Raw genomic sequence first — 17,542 nt, forward strand, 5'->3', positions numbered from 1 at the left:
CCCATTGTCATTGCCATTAGGTGCGCGGGCTGAAGCCCGCGCCTACCTTTGTGAGTCAGCTTAGGCATTACCGCCACGTGTAAACCACTCATGGCCAAGTGTGTACCCACCCATGACGAAACGGCCGTCATGGATGGGGCACCCGCTGCATACCCGTTACTTAACCAGCGTGACAAACCAGCCGAGTTCTGCCCAGGTGGCGAAGGCCTGCTGCAGAAAGGCTCCGCGTTCTTCCTCGGGGATAGTTGTGTCAGTGAAGGCGTACTCGATGGCTTCTCCCAGGGGCTTGCCGGAGAGCACTGCGTCGAGCAGGCGATAGTCTTCGCGGTGCAGACGCTTGTAGTAGATCGAGTTGTCGTGGCGATGCACAGCGAGATGAATCTCTTCCGCGGGTAGGGAAGAGACGCGGCGCACATGCCTGCGCTTGCGCTCGATGCTGGCATTGTTGCTCGACGAGTCGGCGCTGCCGTTTTCGCTGCGCAGCTCGATGAGCAGGTCGTCGACCGGATAGTTCAGCTCGAGCACGCGCAGGAACGGCTGGAGTTTGAGAATGGACTGCTCGTTGATCGAGGCCAGCTCGTCGGCATCGATAGGGGGCAGTTGCGCGGAGTCGAAGGCGTCGATGTGCGCCCACTCAAGCCGTGCCATATCGAGCGCGAGCTGCGGACGCGGTCCCAGGTGTTCCGGATTTTCGTTGAGCCACTTATCGAGCTTCGACCCCAGGTTGCGCAGCGAGAAAGACGTTGATGGTCGCTCGGTAAGGTAAGCGCGCATCAGCTTATCGAAGCGCGTGCTGCCAATGATCGCCTTCACTCCTGGAAAGTCTTCTTCGAAGCAGGAGTAGAGCCGGAACCAGTACTGCCGGTTGTAGATCTCGAGGCGATCGAAGGATGTAAGCCGGTCGTTTGGCTTGATCATCGCTTCGGCTTCAGTGCGGTTCAAGCGGCCATCCGGCTGCTTGCGCGGCATCGTCTCGGCGCGGGTGAGCGGCTGCATGACGGCGGCGGCAACGCGGCGCTGGAGTTCGAGTAGCTCGCTCATTTCGCGGCCTCTTCGAGTGCTGGTTCTTCTTTCGTGGGCTTCGCGGCTGCGAGATAGCGATGGGCCTTGAGTGCCTCGGCATGCACTTCTTCGAAGCTGGGGATGTTGTCGTCCCACTCGAGCAGCGTTGCTGTGGGGCCGGCGCGTTCGATGGTACGCGCGTAGAGATCCCACACTGGGTCGAGCACGGGATGATCGTGCGTGTCGAGAATGTACTTCTCGAACTTCGAGTGGCCGGCAATGTGGATCTGTGCGATTCGCTCTGCGGGCACTGAGTTTACGTAGGTAAACGGATCGAAGCTATGGTTCTGAGACGAGACATAAATGTTGTTCACGTCGAGCAGGATGCCGCAGTCGGCGCTTTCGACGACTTCGTTGAGGAACTCCCATTCGGTCATCTCGGAGACGTGATACTCGGCGTAGCTCGAGACGTTTTCGACGGCGATAGGGATCTCAAGATAATCGCGCACATTGCGGATGCGCTCGGCGGTGACCTTTACGGCCTCCCAGGTATAAGGCATGGGAAGCAGGTCGTGCGTGTAGCGGCCGTCGACGGAGCCCCAGCAGAGATGGTCGCTGAGCCATGGCGTGTTAGTGCGGCGTACGAGCTGCTTGAGGCGCTTTAAATGCTCGGGATCGGGATCGCTGGCGGAGCCGAAGTACATGGAGACGCCGTGCTGCACCACTTTGTATTGATCGAGAATCTGATCGAGGATCTGCAGCGGACGGCCGCCATCGATCATGTAGTTTTCAGAGATGATTTCGAACCAGTCGACGACCGGCTTTTTCGAAAGGATGTGCTGGTAGTGCGGGATGCGAAGACCGATTCCGACTCCGTACTCGGTGAATCCGTTAAAACGATTGGCAGGCATCGGAAGTTTGACTCCTGTTTGGGGAAAAGGGCCGGCATCGCTGCCGGCCCCGGGTTTGTAACAGAAGGGTAGAACTACTTAGGCATTTTGGAGCCGTCAGTTGCGCAGCCGCCCTTGCCCTTGCAGCTGTTCTTGCCCTTGCAGCCATTGTCGCTGCTCTTGCAGCCGCCCTGGCCCTTGCAATCGTTCTTTCCTTTACAGGAGTGCTTGTCGTCAGCGAAGTTGGACGAAGCGCTGCTGAACGACGCTTTGCCCGCCTTAACTACGGGGTTGTTTGCCTGCGAGGTCGTGGCAGCCTGCATTGTGGCGGTTCCACCGAGCAGGCCGGAAACGGCCGCAGCAACCATAAGGGTCTTCATCGAGTTTGTCATTGTCATTCCTCTCCTTCAGGTCAAGACCCGGCGTAGATGGCCGGCGGGAGACCTGTGCTGCGTACTAGGAGTACATCAGCGGGGTTAAGGTTACAGCATTTCTCAAAAAAAATACGTGCCATTTGTCACTTAAATGTTTTTGTTTTCTTCCACATCCAAATGTCATCGCGGTTCGTTCTAGCGCACATCATTGCAGGCGTTACGCAGGCTGCGCCGCCGCTCGCAGGATCATTCACCTCGGTTGCGCAGTGCGAAGGCGATCGTGGTTGTTCCGCGCAATCCGCTCCGCTGCTCCGCAGCCTGATTGAGGCCTTCCTCTACTGGCGACCACTCGGTCGAGAGCTCGGCGGCGAGAATCTCCTGTTCGTTTGCTCCATCGAAACACAACTCGCATACTCCGATTCCTTCTTCGGTGCGCAGCGGCAGCCCGAATACGCGACAGGTGACGGGACGCCAGGAATAAAGGTCGCACATGCCGGTTTGCGGATCGAGCACGGGGCAGGTCTCTTCGTTGCCGAAGTCTTCGAAGGATGGGTCTTCCTGGTTGAGAATGCCGGTGGCCGCGTCGCCCGGAAACTGCGGCGTGAGCCGTGCGACGGATTCAGCAACGCGCTTGCGAACGCGTGCGGCTCGAGCAGGATCGATCTGCGTGGTGATCTCAAGACCGTTGCGAAGACGCTCTGCATCGAGTTGGTTGATTGAGAAGATGCCGACGCAGCACTGCGTGCAGCCGGGGTGGCAATGCAGCCAGTGCCCTGCGCGCCTGGCAGCGTCCGCAGTCGCAGCATCGATGATCTGCACGAGCTGCTGATCGTTTGGGGGCATGAGTTCAGGATAATGCGGAGTGCCCACCCGTGACGAGGAGACAGCGTGGTTAGTGCGGCGATACTGTGCGCTTCTATAACGTATCGAAACTTCTTACTGCGTTCGGAATGACAGCTTATGAATGAGATAGCGCCCGCGATTTTGCGATCAAAGTGGTCGTATTCACTCCTGATACGTTGATTATGTGAAGGTCCCTCGCAATTGCAGATTGAGATCGGTATGCGCGGTTGCGATGCTGATCGTAGCGTGTGTGATGAGCCGCAGCGCCGCAGCGCAGGACAACTACGAGATCCAGGTATATGGAGCGGATACGATCGCTCCGAAGAGCACGATGGTGGAGCTGCACAGTAACTTCACCGCCGATGGATCGAGACCTCTGCCCGGCTCTGTCTACGCGGCAGACCGGATGTATCCGACGAACCACGCTCAGCATGAGACGGTTGAGATTACGCAGGGAATCAACAACTGGTCCGAGGTAGGCTTCTACATCTTTACGAGCTCGCGCAGCGGCCAGGGCGTGCAGTGGGTGGGCGATCACATTCGTCCGCGAGTGCGTGTGCCCGACAGCTGGCACTGGCCGCTGGGCGTGAGCCTTTCAACCGAGATAGGCTACCAGCGCCGCGACTTCTCGACCGATACGTGGACGTGGGAGATTCGTCCGATTGTCGATAAGACGGTTGGCCGCTGGTATTTTGCGGTGAATCCGGCGCTCGAGCGTTCGTTCCATGGGCAGACGGTGAGCGAGGGCGTGGGCTTTTCGCCGAGCGCGAAGGTCGGCTACGACTTCACCAAGCAGATCTCGGGCGGCCTGGAGTACTACGCCAACTATGGCAGGCTTGGCGCATTCGATTCTTTCCACGAGCAGGAACAGCAGTTCTTTCCCGCGGTGGATCTGAATGTGTCTCCGCAATGGGAGATTAACTTCGGTGTCGGAGTGGGTGTGACGGGAAGCACGGATCACCTGATCGTGAAGGCCATCGTGGGAAGGCACTTCGACTGGTCGCACCATCGGGCCGGAACCTCGGAGAGCACGCAATAGCCATGCATGTGGACCGGCGAAAATTTCTAGGTATGGCGGCTGCAGCGGCCGCGGCGGCCCGGAGCGGCTGGGCGCAACCGGCGGCAGACGTGAGGCTGGAGATCGCTCCGTTGAAGCTCGAGATTGCGCCGGGTAAGGTCATTCACACGGTTGCTTATAACGGCAGTGTTCCCGGTCCGCTGATCCGCTGGCCCGAGGGCAAACCGATTGCGATCGACGTAGTGAATAAGACAGACGCTCCGGAGCTGGTGCATTGGCACGGGCAATGGATTCCTTCGCTGCAGGACGGGGCGATGGAAGAAGGTTCGCCGATGATTGCGCCGGGCGGGCAGCTTCGTTATGAGTTCACGCCGCAGCCCGCGGGTTTTCGCTGGTACCACACGCACGGATATGCCGGGCACGACCTGAAAAAGAGCCTCTACTCGGGGCAGTTCGGTTGCTTCTACGTCGAGCCGAAGCAGGAGCCGGGCGACTTCGACCGCGAAGTCTTTCTAACGCTGCACGACTGGAATGCCAGCATGGGCGGCGGCGCCGATGCGTCGATGGACGCAGTCTATGAATACGGGACCATAGGTGACCGGATGCTCGGCCACGGTGAACCGGTGCGTGTGAAACAGGGCGAGCGGGTGCTCTTTCGGGTGCTGAATGCCAGCGCAACCCTGACGCACTGGCTTGCGTTGGCCGGCCATGAGATGACGGTTGTTGCGATGGACGGGAATGCTGTTCCTGCTCCACGGAAGGTGGCGGCTGTCAGGCTGGCCCCGGCGGAACGCGTCGATGTTGTGGTGGCGATGGATCATCCCGGAGTGTGGGTGCTGGGCGAGACACGTGAAGACTATCGCAAGGCGGGCACAGGAATCGTTGTGGAGTATGCCGGGCAAACGGGCGAGGCGCGCTGGCAGGATCCGCCGGAAGCAACCTGGGACTACGGGATATTTGCGAGCGGATTATCGCAACAGAATCATGCCGATACGGTGGTCCCCCTCGTATTCAAGTCGAAGTTTCGCGGGCATGGCGAGTTCGATTACTGGATGATCAACGGAAAGTCTTTTCCGAAGACAGATGTCATTCCGCTGGTCGCTGGAAAGCGGTATCGGCTGGCGATGAAAAACATGAGCACGGACGATCACCCCATCCATCTGCATCGGCATTCGTTCGAAGTGACGAGCATCGATGGGAAGGCCATGAGTGGTTTGCACAAGGATGTGCTGGTGGTGAAGGCGAATGGGACGGCGGAGGTGGACTTCGTTGCTTCGAACCCGGGCGACACGCTCTTCCATTGCCATCAGCAGACACACATGGATTTCGGGTTCATGATGCTGTTTCGATACCGGTGAGCGAGCGGACCTCAGCGGGCTGAGGTTCGCGCCCGCTGGGAATGACAATGCAAATGGTGCGGGTTATTACTAAGCGCTGTGTTCCGAGCTCTGATCGCTGCCTTTCAGCAACTCCGCGATAGCCTGAACATCTTCGGTTTTGGTTTCGAAGCGCAGGTATTCACGGCCGGGAACACCGCCCATCGGTATGTTCTCGCGGCGGAAGGTCATGGGGCTGTCGGTCTGCTGAGCGAGATAGACGTGGAACTCGTTGGCCCTGGTTTTGCTGGCAACTTCGAGCAGGTTGTCTCTCTCGATGCCGCAGCCGGGCATGATGACGATACGGTCCCCGGCCTGCTCGACCATCTTTGCGACGACATCGGTTGCGTCGACGACCGATGGCTTGCCGCCAGAGGTAAGGATGCGGGCGCATCCGGTCTCGATCACAGCTTCGAGCGACTCGAATAGATCCTTTGACACGTCTATGGCGCGGTGAAAGGTGACAGGGAGTGGAGCGGCCAGTTCGACCAGTTCGCGGGTACGTGCCACGTCTACGGTGCCATCGGCTTTCAGTAGTCCAAGCACGATGCCGTCGGCTCCTGCCTCTTTTGCGACCTCGATGTCGCGGCGCATCATCTCGAACTCGGCGCCGGTGTAGAGGAAGTCGCCACCGCGTGGGCGAATCATGACCATAACGTCGATATCGAGGCGATCGCAGACCGCGTGGATCATTCCTGCGGAGGGTGTCGTTCCGCCTTCGAGCAGGTTGGCGCAGAGTTCGACCCGCTGCGCGCCGCCTTGCTGGGCGGCGAGACAGTCTTCGAAAGACTCAAGACAGATTTCGAGTAGGGGGAGATTTGTCATCGGTACCATTCTCTAGACAGCTTACTTGGCTCGCGTGAATTCGACGTAATTGCGGCCGAAGTAGAGCCGGTATTGGCCTGCGGTCGAACCGGCGAGAATCTGCAGCGGTGTGGGGCGATGCAGCTTGAGGTCGTTCACAGCCTGCGCGGAGAAAAGGTCGTGCGCGCCTATATCCATCACCTGGAAGGCGGGTGAGCCGGAGGCCTTGGTGATGCCGACGCCATAGGTTCCGGGGGGCAGGTTGTGGCCGCCGATGGAAAGCGGGACTTCGGTCAGGAGGTAAGCCTGGTACTTGTCCTGGATCCCGCTCGAGTAGCCGGAGTTGTCAACGATGATCGACAGGGTGAAGAAGCCATCGGCGTAGCGAACTCCCGTGGCATTGCGTGCCTGCGTGGTGGCGGTCTGTCCGCGGAAGAAGACCTGGTCGGGAAGAATCTTCGCCGCCTCAGCCGGATGCAGGATGGCTTCGGGCTGTGATGCGGTCGCGGCGGTAGGGGCCTGTGCAAAGAGCCGCGGGGAAAACGCGGTGAGCGAGGCGGAAAGCAACAGGGCTGCCGCGATCCGGTTGCGGAGAGAGGATTTCATTCAGTGAATCTCCTTCATGACGATGCGGGGCAAGTATAAATGCCCGGCCAGGCGAAAAGGTAACGACTGTCGTGCGGTATCTGCGAGAAGAAATGGACGGTAGGGGGAGTCGAGGAGACGCTCGGTACGTCCTGCCGGGGTTCAGCCAGACGACGATTCCGATACTCAACTTCGACCAGGACAGCGTATCGCCTGTCGATCTTTATCTGGGAGTGCAATGGTAGATGGGTTCGTCAGGTTTTAGAGACCCACCCATGACGGTAAGACTTGTCATGGATGGGGCACCCTCTTTGTTGTGTCGCGAAAAGTTTTTACACGTCCAACCGGTTCGCCGCGGCGACTTTGCCGTACCAGTGGCCGGAGTCCTTGATGGTGCGCTTCTGGTCGCGGAAGTCCACGTAGACCAACCCAAAGCGCTGGCTGTAGCCTTCGGCCCATTCGTAGTTATCGAGAAGGCTCCAGGCGTGGTAGCCGCGCACGTCGGCCCCGTCCTTGATGGCGCGGGCGAGTTCGGCAAGGTGGCCCTGATAGTACTCTGTGCGCCGGGGATCGGGCACGCGCGATGGATCTTCGGGCAGCGGGCCGTCGAGGTAGGAGCAGCCGTTTTCGGTGATCTCGATGATGGGCCGGTTGTACTCCTTCGAGATGCGCGTGACGATGTCGTAAATGCCCTTCGGCCAGACCTCCCAGCCCATGTACGTGATGGGGCCGACGGTCGGCATCTCGTCTTTGAAGCCGGTCCACTTGTCGTCGGGATTATTCGAAATGATGTGACGGTTGTAGTAGTTGATGCCGACCCAGTCGAGCGGCACCTGCATGATCTTGTCGTCACCGGGTTGGATGGCCATGACTTCGTGCGCTTCGTCTGTGACGAAGGCCTTGGGGTAGCGGCCGTGTATCGCGGTCTCGAGAAAGAAGACGTTATTGATGGCGTGGTAGCGATCGGCTGCAGCCTTATCGGCTTCGCTCTCGGTTGCCGGCTCGGGCGGAGACATGCTGTAGGCGCTCCCGATCTGGGAGGGGGCCTTGGATGAAGCTGCTTTCATGGCGCGGAAGGCTTCGCCCTGCGCCAGGTTGACCGTGTGCGCAGCCTTGAGGAAGAGCTTGTAGTCCTTTTTGCCGGGGGCGTGAATGCCGAGGTAGTAGCCGAGATTGGTAAAGACCCAGGGCTCGTTGAAGATGGCCCAGGTGTTCACGCGGTCGCCGAGATGCTTCGCAACGATGCCTGCGTAATCGGCGAAGTGCTTGTATAGGTCGCGATTGGGCCAGCCTCCCTGGTCTTCGAGGGCCTGCGGAAGATCCCAGTGAAAGACGGTGCACATCGGGCGGATATTGGCCGCGAGCAGGCTGTCGACGAAGCGGCTGTAGAAGTCGAGACCCTTCTGATTGACTTCGCCGGTGCCGGTGGGCTGGATGCGTGTCCAGGCAATGGAGAAGCGGCAGCTCTTCATGTTGAGCTGCTTCATGATGGCGATGTCTTCCTTGTAGCGATTGTAGGAGTCGCAGGCGACGTCGCCGGTGTCTCCGCCCTTGACCTTGCCGGTGGTATGCGCGAAGCGGTCCCAGATGGATTCGCCTTTGCCGTCTTCCTTCCATGCGCCTTCGACCTGGTAGGAAGCGGTCGCGGTGCCCCACAGGAAGTTGCTGGGGAAGTGCGCGTTGCCGAGATCGGCAGCGGGTACGAGCAGGCCCTCTGCTCCGGGCGCGTAGCTGGCTGATAAACCGTGATGGATAAGTGCGGCGCTTCCGGCGGCGGCGAGCGATGTGGTGAGGAACTGGCGGCGATTCATCGGGACGGGCGTGCTCCTTCTGATAAGAAAAGCCATCGTAGCACCCGTGGGATACGACCGGAAAGATTAACGAGAGGGAGCTTCCACTGCGGGCATTTTGCGCTCAACCAGGACGAGCAAAAGAATTGCGACGGCTCCTGCGACAGGCACGGCAAAGGCTGCCCGCAGGGAATGAAAGCGGGTGGAGACGAAGCCCATAGACCATGGCAGGACGGCACCGCCGCAGCCGCAAAGTGCGAAGATCCACCCGGCGTGGCGGGACTGGCCGATGCGGGCAAGCAGGCGGCCGACGGTGATTGGGTAGATGGGCGCGCAACCCAGTCCGCAGAGGATGGTCGCCGGGACATCGTGCACCACGACCTGCGGCGCGAGCAACAGGCCGATGCCCAGAATAAGACTCGAGAAGGCAAGGAAGACCGCGTTCATCTCGGAGATGCGGTTTAATGCGCGGGGCAGGGCGAGGCGTCCGAGAAGGATCGAGAGCCAGAAGACGGAAACGAGCAAGCTCGATTGGGCGGGGGTGAGCGCGGCGAAGCGATGCGCGTAGGTGGCGACCCATCCGGCGAGAGAAGTTTCAATGCCGATGTAGAGCGCGACGGTGAGGCTGAAGACGATAAAGATGGCCGGCGTGATGGGGCCGGAGTGCGCTGGGGTTTCCTTCTGCGCTGCTGGTGCGGCGCGCAGCAGCGGCGCAAGGAGAGCGACGACCAGCAGCAGTGCAAGGCTGAGAGCGGCGGTGAACGCACGCGTGCCGTGCAGATGTTCGGCGACGGCGACGAGTTGCGGGCAGGCGATCGCTCCGATGCCCCAGTAGACATTCACCCAGGCGAGAAGCGATGCGCGCTGCTCCGGATAAGCATTGCCAAAGATGAGGTTGGTGGCGGTGATGGCGCATCCGACGCCGAGGCCAATCAGGGCGAAGCCGGCGAGTACGGCGGCGTAGCTGCTGAAGGACAGGGCGGCCATGCCGAAAGCGATGGACAGGTAGCCGAGCGGAACTGCGCGACGGCGGAAGTGCGAAGAGAGCGCGGAACCGACGGTGGCAGCGGCAAACTGCGCAGTGAAGATGGCTCCCGACTGCGCATCGGTGAGCGAGAGTCGCGCGCTGAGCGCGGGCAATAGCGGTCCTGACAGCACGGTTGCGATGCCGGAGAAGACGAGCCCGGTGTAGTAGCGCGATGCCGGCAGCGATTCGAAGCGAGGCTTGTTCACGGTAACCGTGAATCAGCATACACGCGCGGCCCACAGTTTTGCTCGACAGAGGCGGCCCGGCTAGAATGGCGCTTGCGAACAGGAGGGAATGTGCAACGTCGCGAATTTCTAGGAAAATCCTTGGCCGCATCGGCGCTGGCGCTCGGTGGGACCGCTGGCATGGCCCAGTCTGCGGATGCAGGCAAACAGCGCGAGTACTACGAGTTGCGGAAGTATCAATTACAGTCCGGGCCCCAGACGAAGCTGACCGATGCGTATCTTGCAGAGGCTTTGATTCCCGCGCTGAATCGCATGGGCATGTCGCCGGTCGGCGCGTTCAACCTGAGCATCGGGCCGAATACGCCGGAGATCTATGTGCTGATCCCTTCGCCTTCGCTTGAACAACTGGTGACAGCGGAGTTGCGGCTTGGGCATGACGAGGAATTTCTGAAGAAAGCCTCCGCTTTCTGGAGCGCTCCTGCAACCGCCCCCGCATTTCTCCGTTACGAGAGCCAGCTGATGATTGCCTTCGAGGGCTGGCCGAAGATGAAGCTGCCGGAGTCGTCGACCTCAAAGGCGAAGCGTGTCTTTCAGCTGCGCACCTATGAGAGCCCAAGCAATGCCGATCATGTAACCAAGGTAAAGATGTTTCACTCCGGCGAGTTCGATATCTTTCAGCGCGCGGGTTTCGGACAGATCTTCTACGGCGACGTGCTGATCGGTCCTCGCCTGCCGAAGCTGACCTACATGCTGACGTTCGGCGATCTGAGCGAACTCGACGCGAAGTGGCAGGCCTTCGGGAACGATCCTGACTGGAAGAAGCTTTCGCATTCGCAGGAATACGCCTTCGAGGAGATCGTGAGCAACATCGATAACCTGATTCTCACGCCTAAGTCGTATTCGCAAATCTGACAGCTGGTGTTGGTGTCAGTGCTACTGCGGTTGGCTCGAGTGCTTCAGCATAAGCCCGGCCAGCACGGCCTTGAATCCCGCCTGCCCCACCCATGACTGCAATCAGTCATGGGTGGGTGAGTGCTCCGCTCAGAGTCTTGTTTTCAAGCGCGATGGCTGCTCCCCAGGCTTCGCGCAGCCTGTCGATGTAGCCGATCTGTAGATCGAAGAGCGTGCGCTGTGAGACGAGCACCTGCGGGTAGGCCTGTGCCATAGCCTGGTATTTCTCAAGATACAACTGGTGGGCTCGTTCGGCTCGGGGGATGAGCTGCGTCCGGTATCGCTCCGCGGCGAACTTCGCAGACAGATAGTTTTGCGCCAGTTCGTTGGCCCGGCGCTGCAGCATGAGTGTCTGTCGTGTGACGTCGAGCTGTGCGGATTCCTTCTCAACCTTTGCGGACTCGATGTTGCCCTGGTTGCGATTCCACAGGGGAAGGTCGATGTTGGCGCTGGCGAAGCTTTGCGCTCCGGTTGCCTTGGGCGGAAAGCTCCCGAGCTGCTCACCGTTGTACTGTTCTCCTGCGCGGAGGGTAAGGTCGGGCATCGCTTCGCGCTTTGCGTCTCTGAGACGAGCGTCTGCAATAGCAATCTGCTGTTGTGCGCGTTGGATGGAGGGGCTGTCGCCGGCAACGTTGCCTGCCGTGGCTTCGGCATCGAGTTGCGGCAGCGCTTCGAGGTCGCCTTTGAGCGGCGCGGCAGGGAGGTCGTTGCGTCCCGCGACGATGGCCAGGGCCTGGAAGGCTGCGAGATAGCCGCGCTGCGCGCTCTCGTAGTCGACCTTTGCCTGTTCGGCTTCTACCTCGGTTTGCAGGATATCCGGCGCATCTGCCTGTCCTACGTTCGCGAGTTGATGCACGGTAGCGACGGCTTCGAGCGCAACTCCCATGAGCTGGCGGCGTGTATCGACTGTTCGCTGCGCGGCAAGGGCGGTGTAAAAGGCTTCTTCAACATCGGCGTGTACGCGGATGCGTTGTTCTTCGACGCCGATCTCACCAGATTTCTGCTCGGCCAGCGAGATGTTGCGGCGTAGCCCCAGCTTGCCTCCAAGGATGATCTGCTGCTCGACGTAGCCACCCTGTTCGCCTCCGCCGTAGGAGCCGCCGCGGATCTGGTCGCCCTGGTATCCGACCGACGGATTTGGATAGAGCGCTGCCTGCTTCGCCTGCGCTTGTGCGCGGCTGACTTCTGCCGCCGCCTGCTTCAGGGTGGGGTTATTTGTGTCTGCCATGGTGACGAATTCGGCGAGCTGCATGGGAGAGCGTTTGTTGACCTCGGCCAGCAGTTCGGGCACGGGGAGGTTGCTGCCGGTTTGTTGGCCGGGATTCTCGGGTTCCTGCACCGTGCTGATGGGCTGCGCGGGCGCGGCAGGTTTAGGCGCGGTTACAGTAGCCGGGCAACCGGGCATCTGCATGCCGGCCATGCACTGCGTGTAGCCCGGCGTTGAGAAGGCGATGAGTGCGAGGGTGGATGTAAGTATTTTCATGGTTTCTCCTCGTGCCTCAGGCGTTCTTGTAGATGGGGTGATAGGGGTCGTTGGCGCGGCGTGCCTCTCGCATGCGGCCTACGACTTCGTCGTACTTATCCGGCGGCAGCACGCGGATGAAGGTCATCATGCCCTGCATGTAGCCGCTCCAGCCGCGTGCTAGGCCGTAGTTCTCGGGCCGTTCGACGGCCTGATCCATTGCCATCATGGGGCTTTCCATGAAGGCATCCTGCGGGAAATTTGGAACCGTGTTGGCGTTGGGTGCGATGCCCATCTCCGGCATGTTCATCATGCCTGCTGACATCTGTCCGTTCGTGGTTGCGGTGTCAGGATCGTTGCCGACGCCACCAAGTCCGCGTCCGGGTGCGGGGCCGTAGTCCTCGCCCATCGGCGCGCCCGGTGTTCCCTGCAGCATGCCCATGCCGGTCTGCATGTCTCCTGGATTGGAGGTGCGCGTCATCTTTCCCACGTTCGACGACATCTGGTTCATCATGTGGTGGGGCAGATGGCAGTGCAGCATCCAGTCGCCGGGGTTGTTGGCGACGAACTCAACCGTGCGTGCCTGCGCGACGCCAACGAGGACCGTATTTCCGGGCCACCATCCTGCTTCGGGGATGCGTCCACCTTCGGTGCCTGTTACGTGGAAGGTATGGCCATGCATGTGCATGGGGTGATGATCCATGCCGAGATTGATGAAGCGGATGCGCACGCGGTCGCCAAGCCGCGCGATCAGCGGAGTGGTAGCCGGACCGGCCTTGCCGTTAAGCAGCAGCCAGTTGTACTCCATGCTCATGGTGTTGGGCACGGTGTTCGATGGCAGCACGGCGTACTCCTGCAGGTGGATGATAAAGTCTTTGTCGCAGTGCGGCGTGTAGGCGTCTTTGGGATGCATGATGAAGGCGCCAAGCATGCCTGCCATCTCCTGCATGGCCATGTGCGAGTGGTAGAAGTAGGTGCCCGCCTGGTGCAGGTTGAACTCATAGATGAAGCGGCCGCCGGGCATGACCGGGGGCTGGCTGATGCCGGGCTGTCCGTCGTTCTGAATGGTGTCTTCGAAGCCGTGCCAGTGGATCGATGTCGGCTCAGGCAGATGATTGTCGAAGATCACGCGGACGCGGTCTCCCTGATTGACCTGGATGGTTGGACCGGGAGCGGAGCCGTTGAAGCCCCAGAGATCGAGCGTCTTGCCGGGGAGAATCTGCTGGCGCACCACCTCGGCCGTGATGTGAAAGACCTTCACGGCGCCATCCATCGTGTAGGGCATGTCGCCGACGTCGGTCGTGATGGTGGACACATTCAATGCGTTGGAGTGTCTCGGCGTGGAGGTCTTCGACTGGGCGAGCAGCCTCGGGCCTGCGGCGAAAGCTGCGCCAAGGCCCAGTGCTCCCTGGAGAAAAGATCTGCGATTGCTCATGGTTCCTCAAAGTGCTGAACGGAAAGATGACAGATGACACGCCAGGCGGCGCGCAGGTCACAGCAGCGGAGAGTGCTGACTAGATTCGAAGGGATAGAGAAGAAATGGCGGACGATCGAGGCGGTATTCGCGACGGAAGTAGTTCCAGACGCCCGCTTGCTGGCAGCCGATGTGCATGCCCCGTCGCATCCGGAAACGAAGCGGCGAGCTGCAGTTCTTCTCCTGGCCGGCTTGCCTTCCACTCCGGCGACGGTGCGGAAGCGCAGTGCATGGAGCAGCTGGATGCCTTCAGGGATTGGCGCGCATGGGGTGTGTCGGACCGAGCCGACGCTGGCCCGTCATGCATCGACTGCATCGTGCAATGTTCCATGCCGGCGGAGCAGGCCTTTGAAGATGCCTGCATGGAGCAGGATGCTCCGCATATCGAAGCCCACGAAGAGATCGTCGACAGGAATGCGACAAGTACGACAGCGAAGATGCGCCGCAGTATGGATTCCCGTGACATGCGGTAATCATAGCCTTTTTGAGCCGGACGAGAAAAGGTGCGGCCTAAACTTCAAAGGAAGCGGGGGCTTTCTGGCTGGACGGATATCGCTGATCGATATCGACCCGCAGGATAAGGAATCGCGATCGGCTATGCCGGAAATCCGATTGCAGATCCCTCACTGCGTTCCTAATTTCTCTGCGCTCTCCACGGTGCATGCTGGCCGTGTACGCCATACATACCAGACATGCCATCGGAGGTGATCTCGCCGCGGAAGGTCAGCACATCGCGCGTGTCCGTGCTGAACTCCACGTGATTTCCGCTGATCCACCCCTGGAGGTGGCCTCTCTGATGCGGCCCGCGAAATTTTCCTGACAGGATATTGCCGTCCTGGCTGATTTCTACCTGCTTCAACGAACTGCCCGGCTGGCTCACGTTATACGCGTAGATTGTCCATGTGCCACTGATGTTTGCCGGTTGCTGTGGCGGCGCGGGCTGAGAAGGAGGCGCCGATGCTGACTGCTGTACAGGTGGCGGGGCTGCCTGCGCGCCTTCATTCGCATCAGCCTGATCGGCGGCGAGGCCGATCTCCTGGCTTGCCTGAAAGAGGAGTTCCTTGGCACGCTGGGCGTGTCCGCCAAGATGCGAATTGTTGTCGCGCTGCGCCTCGCTGATACGCTCGAAGGCCTGCACGAGGTTGTCTTGCGCGGCTGCGAGGTTGCCGTGCCGTGAGGGGTCAACGGTAACGCTCGGAACCTGTGCGTACGTTTTGGCGCAGCACATGGCGATCCAGCCGAGCAGTGTGAGAGTTTTCAGGTGTTTCATCTTTTGCCTTTCAACATAGAAAATCGAACGCTCAGTGCTTAGTCCCAGATCACCGTAATGATCCTGTCGTTCTCATCGAGGAGGATGGTCATACGGTTGGGGTTGGAGTCGATGCTGTTAATGCCCTCCTGGGCGTGAATGACGCGCAGGTTACGAGGCAGCTCCTCTTCATGGACTGCGTCGGTGGTCGCGCCGGCCGGCAGGCCTTTGCCTTTCGATAGAAAGAGCTTGCCCTCGCAGGCGGTGCAGTCTTTCGGAGGAGGAGGAGCGGCCTCGTAGCCGGGCAGCGTGTGGAGTGAAACGCTGTTCGATGCGCCATGCACACGCACTCCCTTGAAGGGATGGCCCGGCTCGATGGTAAAGACGGCCTCGATCTCCGGGTAGGGAGCCGGTGCGGTGCTGTCTTCCGGCGCCTCAGCGACCATTGCCAGGTCGAGCATTCCATCAGAGGGAACACCATGCGTCAGCGGCACGAGCTCGGCGGCCTGCCAGCCTTCGGTTGCGGCGAGAGCGCGCACACGCACGACATCCAGCTGTGGAGCATGCGTGCTGCGCATTACTTCGACGCTGGTAATCCAGAGAACGGGAGCGGTATGTGCCGGCTCGTCTTGCGAAGCGGTTGCCGATGTCTGTGCCGCCGTCTCATGGGCGGGTGGCTGGGAGGTTGTCTGGCTGCTCTGGGCCTGCGCAATGACAGCCCCGGCGAGTAACAACTTGAGAGTCAGGAAGGCTGCGATCTTCATTCGGGTGCTCATGATCTTTCCTCGTTCGTCAGATTTCGGAGCTATCGGTAATGTCCGGCGTATGCCGTCGTCTGGTTGTGTTGAGCGGCAATCACGGCGGTGGGGTCGAGATGTTCAAAGGCCGAGAGAATCAGGTCGGCGGGTGTGATCTGCACCAGGTTGCAGAAGGAGGTCTGAGTGCTGGCGAAGGTACCGTTTTCTGAAAGCTTGTTTACGGGCGCTCCACCACCGCAGATGGAGAAGTATCCGCACTCCTGCCGGCAGGCTTCGACGCCTGCCTGGATGTCGTCGACCATGGCTTTCATCGCGGTGCTGTGCAGCATCTGTTTCAATGAGTGCCTGTGAACGTTGCCGATGAGGAAGTCGTTATATCGTTCGTTGCGATAGCCAAGCAGCTCCGGAGAAAAGCTTCCGACATTGCCCTTGCAATCGACATTCAGCATCGCGAGCGGTTCCACCTGGTCGTTGCCGGTGTCTGCTTCGGCAGGGCGGAAGATGCGCGGGATCAGCCCGTCGATCTCGCGTATGAAATTGATTCCCGGCGCCTGGCGGGAGAGCTTCCAGAAGCGCTGGAGAAAGTGATGAAAGCGCTCCCCTACCTGCGCTCGCTCCTGCTGCATCAGTTCCGAAACATGATCGCCCTCTGACTCTTCCACGTTGAAGCAGACATCGACGATCCCCGCTTCAAGGTAGAAGGCATGCAGCTCTTCAGGCTTCTCAAGCGATGCATTCGAGAGCACTGAAATTACGTGGAATGGAATGTCTTCTGATTGCAGGAGACGTATGCCCCGCATCGCAAGATCGAAGGTGCCTTTGCCGGAGCGTGTGACGCGATTGGCATCGTGGAGCTGCTGTGGCCCATCCACGCTTACGCCTATGCTGACACCCCATTTGCGGATCAGCTCGCACCACTCTCTTGTCAGCAGTGTTCCATTCGTCTGGAACGAGTGGCGAATCATCACCTCCGCCGGGCGAAGGCTCTCGATAAGCTCGAAGGCTGCCTCATAGTAAGAGACAGGCAGAACCATCGGCTCGCCCGCGTGCCAGATCACCGTGATCTGCTCCCCGGCGTACGGCGACTCGAAGACACGGCGAAAAGTAGCACCGATCGTCTGAAGGCTCATCCTGGAAGTGTCATCACGCGACGGCAGGTAGCAATACCGGCAACGGATATTGCAGAACGGGGTCGGCTGCAGAACGATGGTGCGAATGTGGGTGCTGGTGCGAAGCATTTATGTTGTCCTCGTTTTTTCAGGGCCGGTGGTCTACCAGTTGTGCCAGAAGTTATGCCAGCCGTTGCCCCATCCACCGTTGCCCCAACCTCCGTTACCCCAGCCTCCGTTATGCCAGCCTCCGTTGCCCCATCCACCGTTATGCCAGTTGCGCCAGCCGCCATTTCGCCAGCCCCACCCGCCGCCGAAGTTGAGCCACGAAGCTAGCATCAGCTTGGGGCCGTCTTTGTCCGTGCCTGGAAGGCCGGGCTGGTCATGAAGACTCGTGGAGACTGCCTGGCGAATTTCACTGAGCCGGTCGGCCACCGGGACAGCGTTCGTGGTGGTTTCGGAGGCATGCGCCGGGACGGCTGCCAGTGCGGACGATATCCCGATGACTCCCGTCTGAAGAAGGAGTGAAATCGCCTTCGAAGTTCGCTTTGTTAAGCTCATGATCTTTCCCTCGATGCAGATCATAGGCACAGCGATGGACATCAAAAATCCGTGACTCTACACGGTTGCCAGTGTGGCGCTACA

The 17,542-nt window shown here is 60.0% G+C and carries 18 protein-coding genes; 4 read left to right on the forward strand and 14 right to left on the reverse strand.

The genetic code is table 11. The features are described from left to right. Positions 1 to 156: 156 nt before the first annotated feature. From LJD29_RS17275 to LJD29_RS17290, 4 genes are all read right to left on the reverse strand, one after another. Positions 157 to 1,041 carry an HvfC/BufC family peptide modification chaperone gene (locus tag LJD29_RS17275; RefSeq protein WP_446742808.1) on the reverse strand — a complete coding sequence of 295 codons (885 nt, stop codon included), beginning with the start codon at positions 1,039 to 1,041 and terminating at the stop codon, positions 157 to 159. Beyond that, entirely contained in the window at positions 1,038 to 1,913 is an 876-nt protein-coding gene (gene bufB, locus LJD29_RS17280; protein ID WP_446742809.1) for an MNIO family bufferin maturase, read from the reverse strand. The genes LJD29_RS17275 and bufB overlap by 4 nt, the downstream gene beginning before the upstream one ends. 74 nt (positions 1,914 to 1,987) lie before the next feature. Further along, positions 1,988 to 2,290: a hypothetical protein gene (locus LJD29_RS17285; protein WP_446742810.1), complete on the reverse strand. Its 303-nt coding sequence runs from the start codon at positions 2,288 to 2,290 to the stop codon at positions 1,988 to 1,990. Positions 2,291 to 2,512: 222 nt separating this feature from the next. Continuing rightward, positions 2,513 to 3,109 (reverse strand): YkgJ family cysteine cluster protein, encoded by a 597-nt coding sequence (locus LJD29_RS17290; protein ID WP_446742811.1) that lies wholly within the window; start codon positions 3,107 to 3,109, stop codon positions 2,513 to 2,515. A 232-nt stretch (positions 3,110 to 3,341) separates the two neighbouring features. Here LJD29_RS17290 and LJD29_RS17295 point away from each other — a divergent pair, with 232 nt between their 5' ends. Both LJD29_RS17295 and LJD29_RS17300 read left to right on the forward strand, forming a co-directional pair. Further along, positions 3,342 to 4,148 carry a hypothetical protein gene (locus tag LJD29_RS17295; protein ID WP_446742812.1) on the forward strand — a complete coding sequence of 269 codons (807 nt, stop codon included), beginning with the start codon at positions 3,342 to 3,344 and terminating at the stop codon, positions 4,146 to 4,148. Between the two features lie 32 nt (positions 4,149 to 4,180). Next, the gene (locus LJD29_RS17300; RefSeq protein WP_446742813.1) at positions 4,181 to 5,485 is read left to right on the forward strand and encodes a multicopper oxidase family protein; all 1,305 of its coding nucleotides are present in this window, start codon (positions 4,181 to 4,183) and stop codon (positions 5,483 to 5,485) included. A gap of 69 nt (positions 5,486 to 5,554) precedes the next feature. Here LJD29_RS17300 and LJD29_RS17305 read toward each other — a convergent pair whose 3' ends face one another. The 4 genes from LJD29_RS17305 to LJD29_RS17320 form a co-directional block, all read right to left on the reverse strand. Then, positions 5,555 to 6,328 carry a copper homeostasis protein CutC gene (locus LJD29_RS17305; RefSeq protein WP_446742814.1) on the reverse strand — a complete coding sequence of 258 codons (774 nt, stop codon included), beginning with the start codon at positions 6,326 to 6,328 and terminating at the stop codon, positions 5,555 to 5,557. Positions 6,329 to 6,349: 21 nt separating this feature from the next. Continuing rightward, positions 6,350 to 6,913 carry a hypothetical protein gene (locus LJD29_RS17310; protein WP_446742815.1) on the reverse strand — a complete coding sequence of 188 codons (564 nt, stop codon included), beginning with the start codon at positions 6,911 to 6,913 and terminating at the stop codon, positions 6,350 to 6,352. Between the two features lie 311 nt (positions 6,914 to 7,224). Next, a complete protein-coding gene (locus LJD29_RS17315) occupies positions 7,225 to 8,703 on the reverse strand; it encodes a GH1 family beta-glucosidase (protein ID WP_446742816.1) in 1,479 nt (492 codons plus the stop codon). 66 nt (positions 8,704 to 8,769) lie between these two features. After that, entirely contained in the window at positions 8,770 to 9,915 is a 1,146-nt protein-coding gene (locus tag LJD29_RS17320) for an MFS transporter (protein ID WP_446742817.1), read from the reverse strand. A gap of 90 nt (positions 9,916 to 10,005) precedes the next feature. Between LJD29_RS17320 and LJD29_RS17325 the strand changes: the two genes are divergently transcribed. Beyond that, complete coding sequence (locus tag LJD29_RS17325; protein ID WP_446742818.1) at positions 10,006 to 10,806, forward strand: NIPSNAP family protein; 801 nt, start codon at positions 10,006 to 10,008, stop codon at positions 10,804 to 10,806. A gap of 106 nt (positions 10,807 to 10,912) precedes the next feature. Here the strand turns inward: LJD29_RS17325 and LJD29_RS17330 are convergent, their stop codons facing one another. Together LJD29_RS17330 and LJD29_RS17335 are read right to left on the reverse strand one after the other, a co-directional pair. After that, complete coding sequence (locus tag LJD29_RS17330) at positions 10,913 to 12,328, reverse strand: TolC family protein (protein WP_446742819.1); 1,416 nt, start codon at positions 12,326 to 12,328, stop codon at positions 10,913 to 10,915. A 16-nt stretch (positions 12,329 to 12,344) separates the two neighbouring features. Then, a complete protein-coding gene (locus LJD29_RS17335; protein WP_446742820.1) occupies positions 12,345 to 13,742 on the reverse strand; it encodes a multicopper oxidase family protein in 1,398 nt (465 codons plus the stop codon). A 269-nt stretch (positions 13,743 to 14,011) separates the two neighbouring features. Here LJD29_RS17335 and LJD29_RS17340 point away from each other — a divergent pair, with 269 nt between their 5' ends. After that, the gene (locus LJD29_RS17340) at positions 14,012 to 14,254 is read left to right on the forward strand and encodes a hypothetical protein (protein ID WP_446742821.1); all 243 of its coding nucleotides are present in this window, start codon (positions 14,012 to 14,014) and stop codon (positions 14,252 to 14,254) included. A 161-nt stretch (positions 14,255 to 14,415) separates the two neighbouring features. Here LJD29_RS17340 and LJD29_RS17345 read toward each other — a convergent pair whose 3' ends face one another. From LJD29_RS17345 to LJD29_RS17360, 4 genes are read right to left on the reverse strand one after another with little or no spacing between them, the layout of a single operon-like run. Continuing rightward, positions 14,416 to 15,051: a hypothetical protein gene (locus tag LJD29_RS17345; RefSeq protein WP_446742822.1), complete on the reverse strand. Its 636-nt coding sequence runs from the start codon at positions 15,049 to 15,051 to the stop codon at positions 14,416 to 14,418. Between the two features lie 38 nt (positions 15,052 to 15,089). Continuing rightward, positions 15,090 to 15,806 carry a hypothetical protein gene (locus LJD29_RS17350; RefSeq protein ID WP_446742823.1) on the reverse strand — a complete coding sequence of 239 codons (717 nt, stop codon included), beginning with the start codon at positions 15,804 to 15,806 and terminating at the stop codon, positions 15,090 to 15,092. A gap of 29 nt (positions 15,807 to 15,835) precedes the next feature. Next, on the reverse strand, positions 15,836 to 17,026 hold the full coding sequence (grrM, locus tag LJD29_RS17355) for a cyclophane-forming radical SAM/SPASM peptide maturase GrrM/OscB (RefSeq protein WP_446742824.1): 1,191 nt from the start codon (positions 17,024 to 17,026) through the stop codon (positions 15,836 to 15,838). Positions 17,027 to 17,059: 33 nt separating this feature from the next. Next, positions 17,060 to 17,458: a hypothetical protein gene (locus tag LJD29_RS17360; RefSeq protein ID WP_446742825.1), complete on the reverse strand. Its 399-nt coding sequence runs from the start codon at positions 17,456 to 17,458 to the stop codon at positions 17,060 to 17,062. Positions 17,459 to 17,542 lie beyond the last annotated feature (84 nt).

Source organism: Silvibacterium acidisoli (assembly GCA_022870745.1).
GTDB lineage: Bacteria > Acidobacteriota > Terriglobia > Terriglobales > Acidobacteriaceae > Silvibacterium.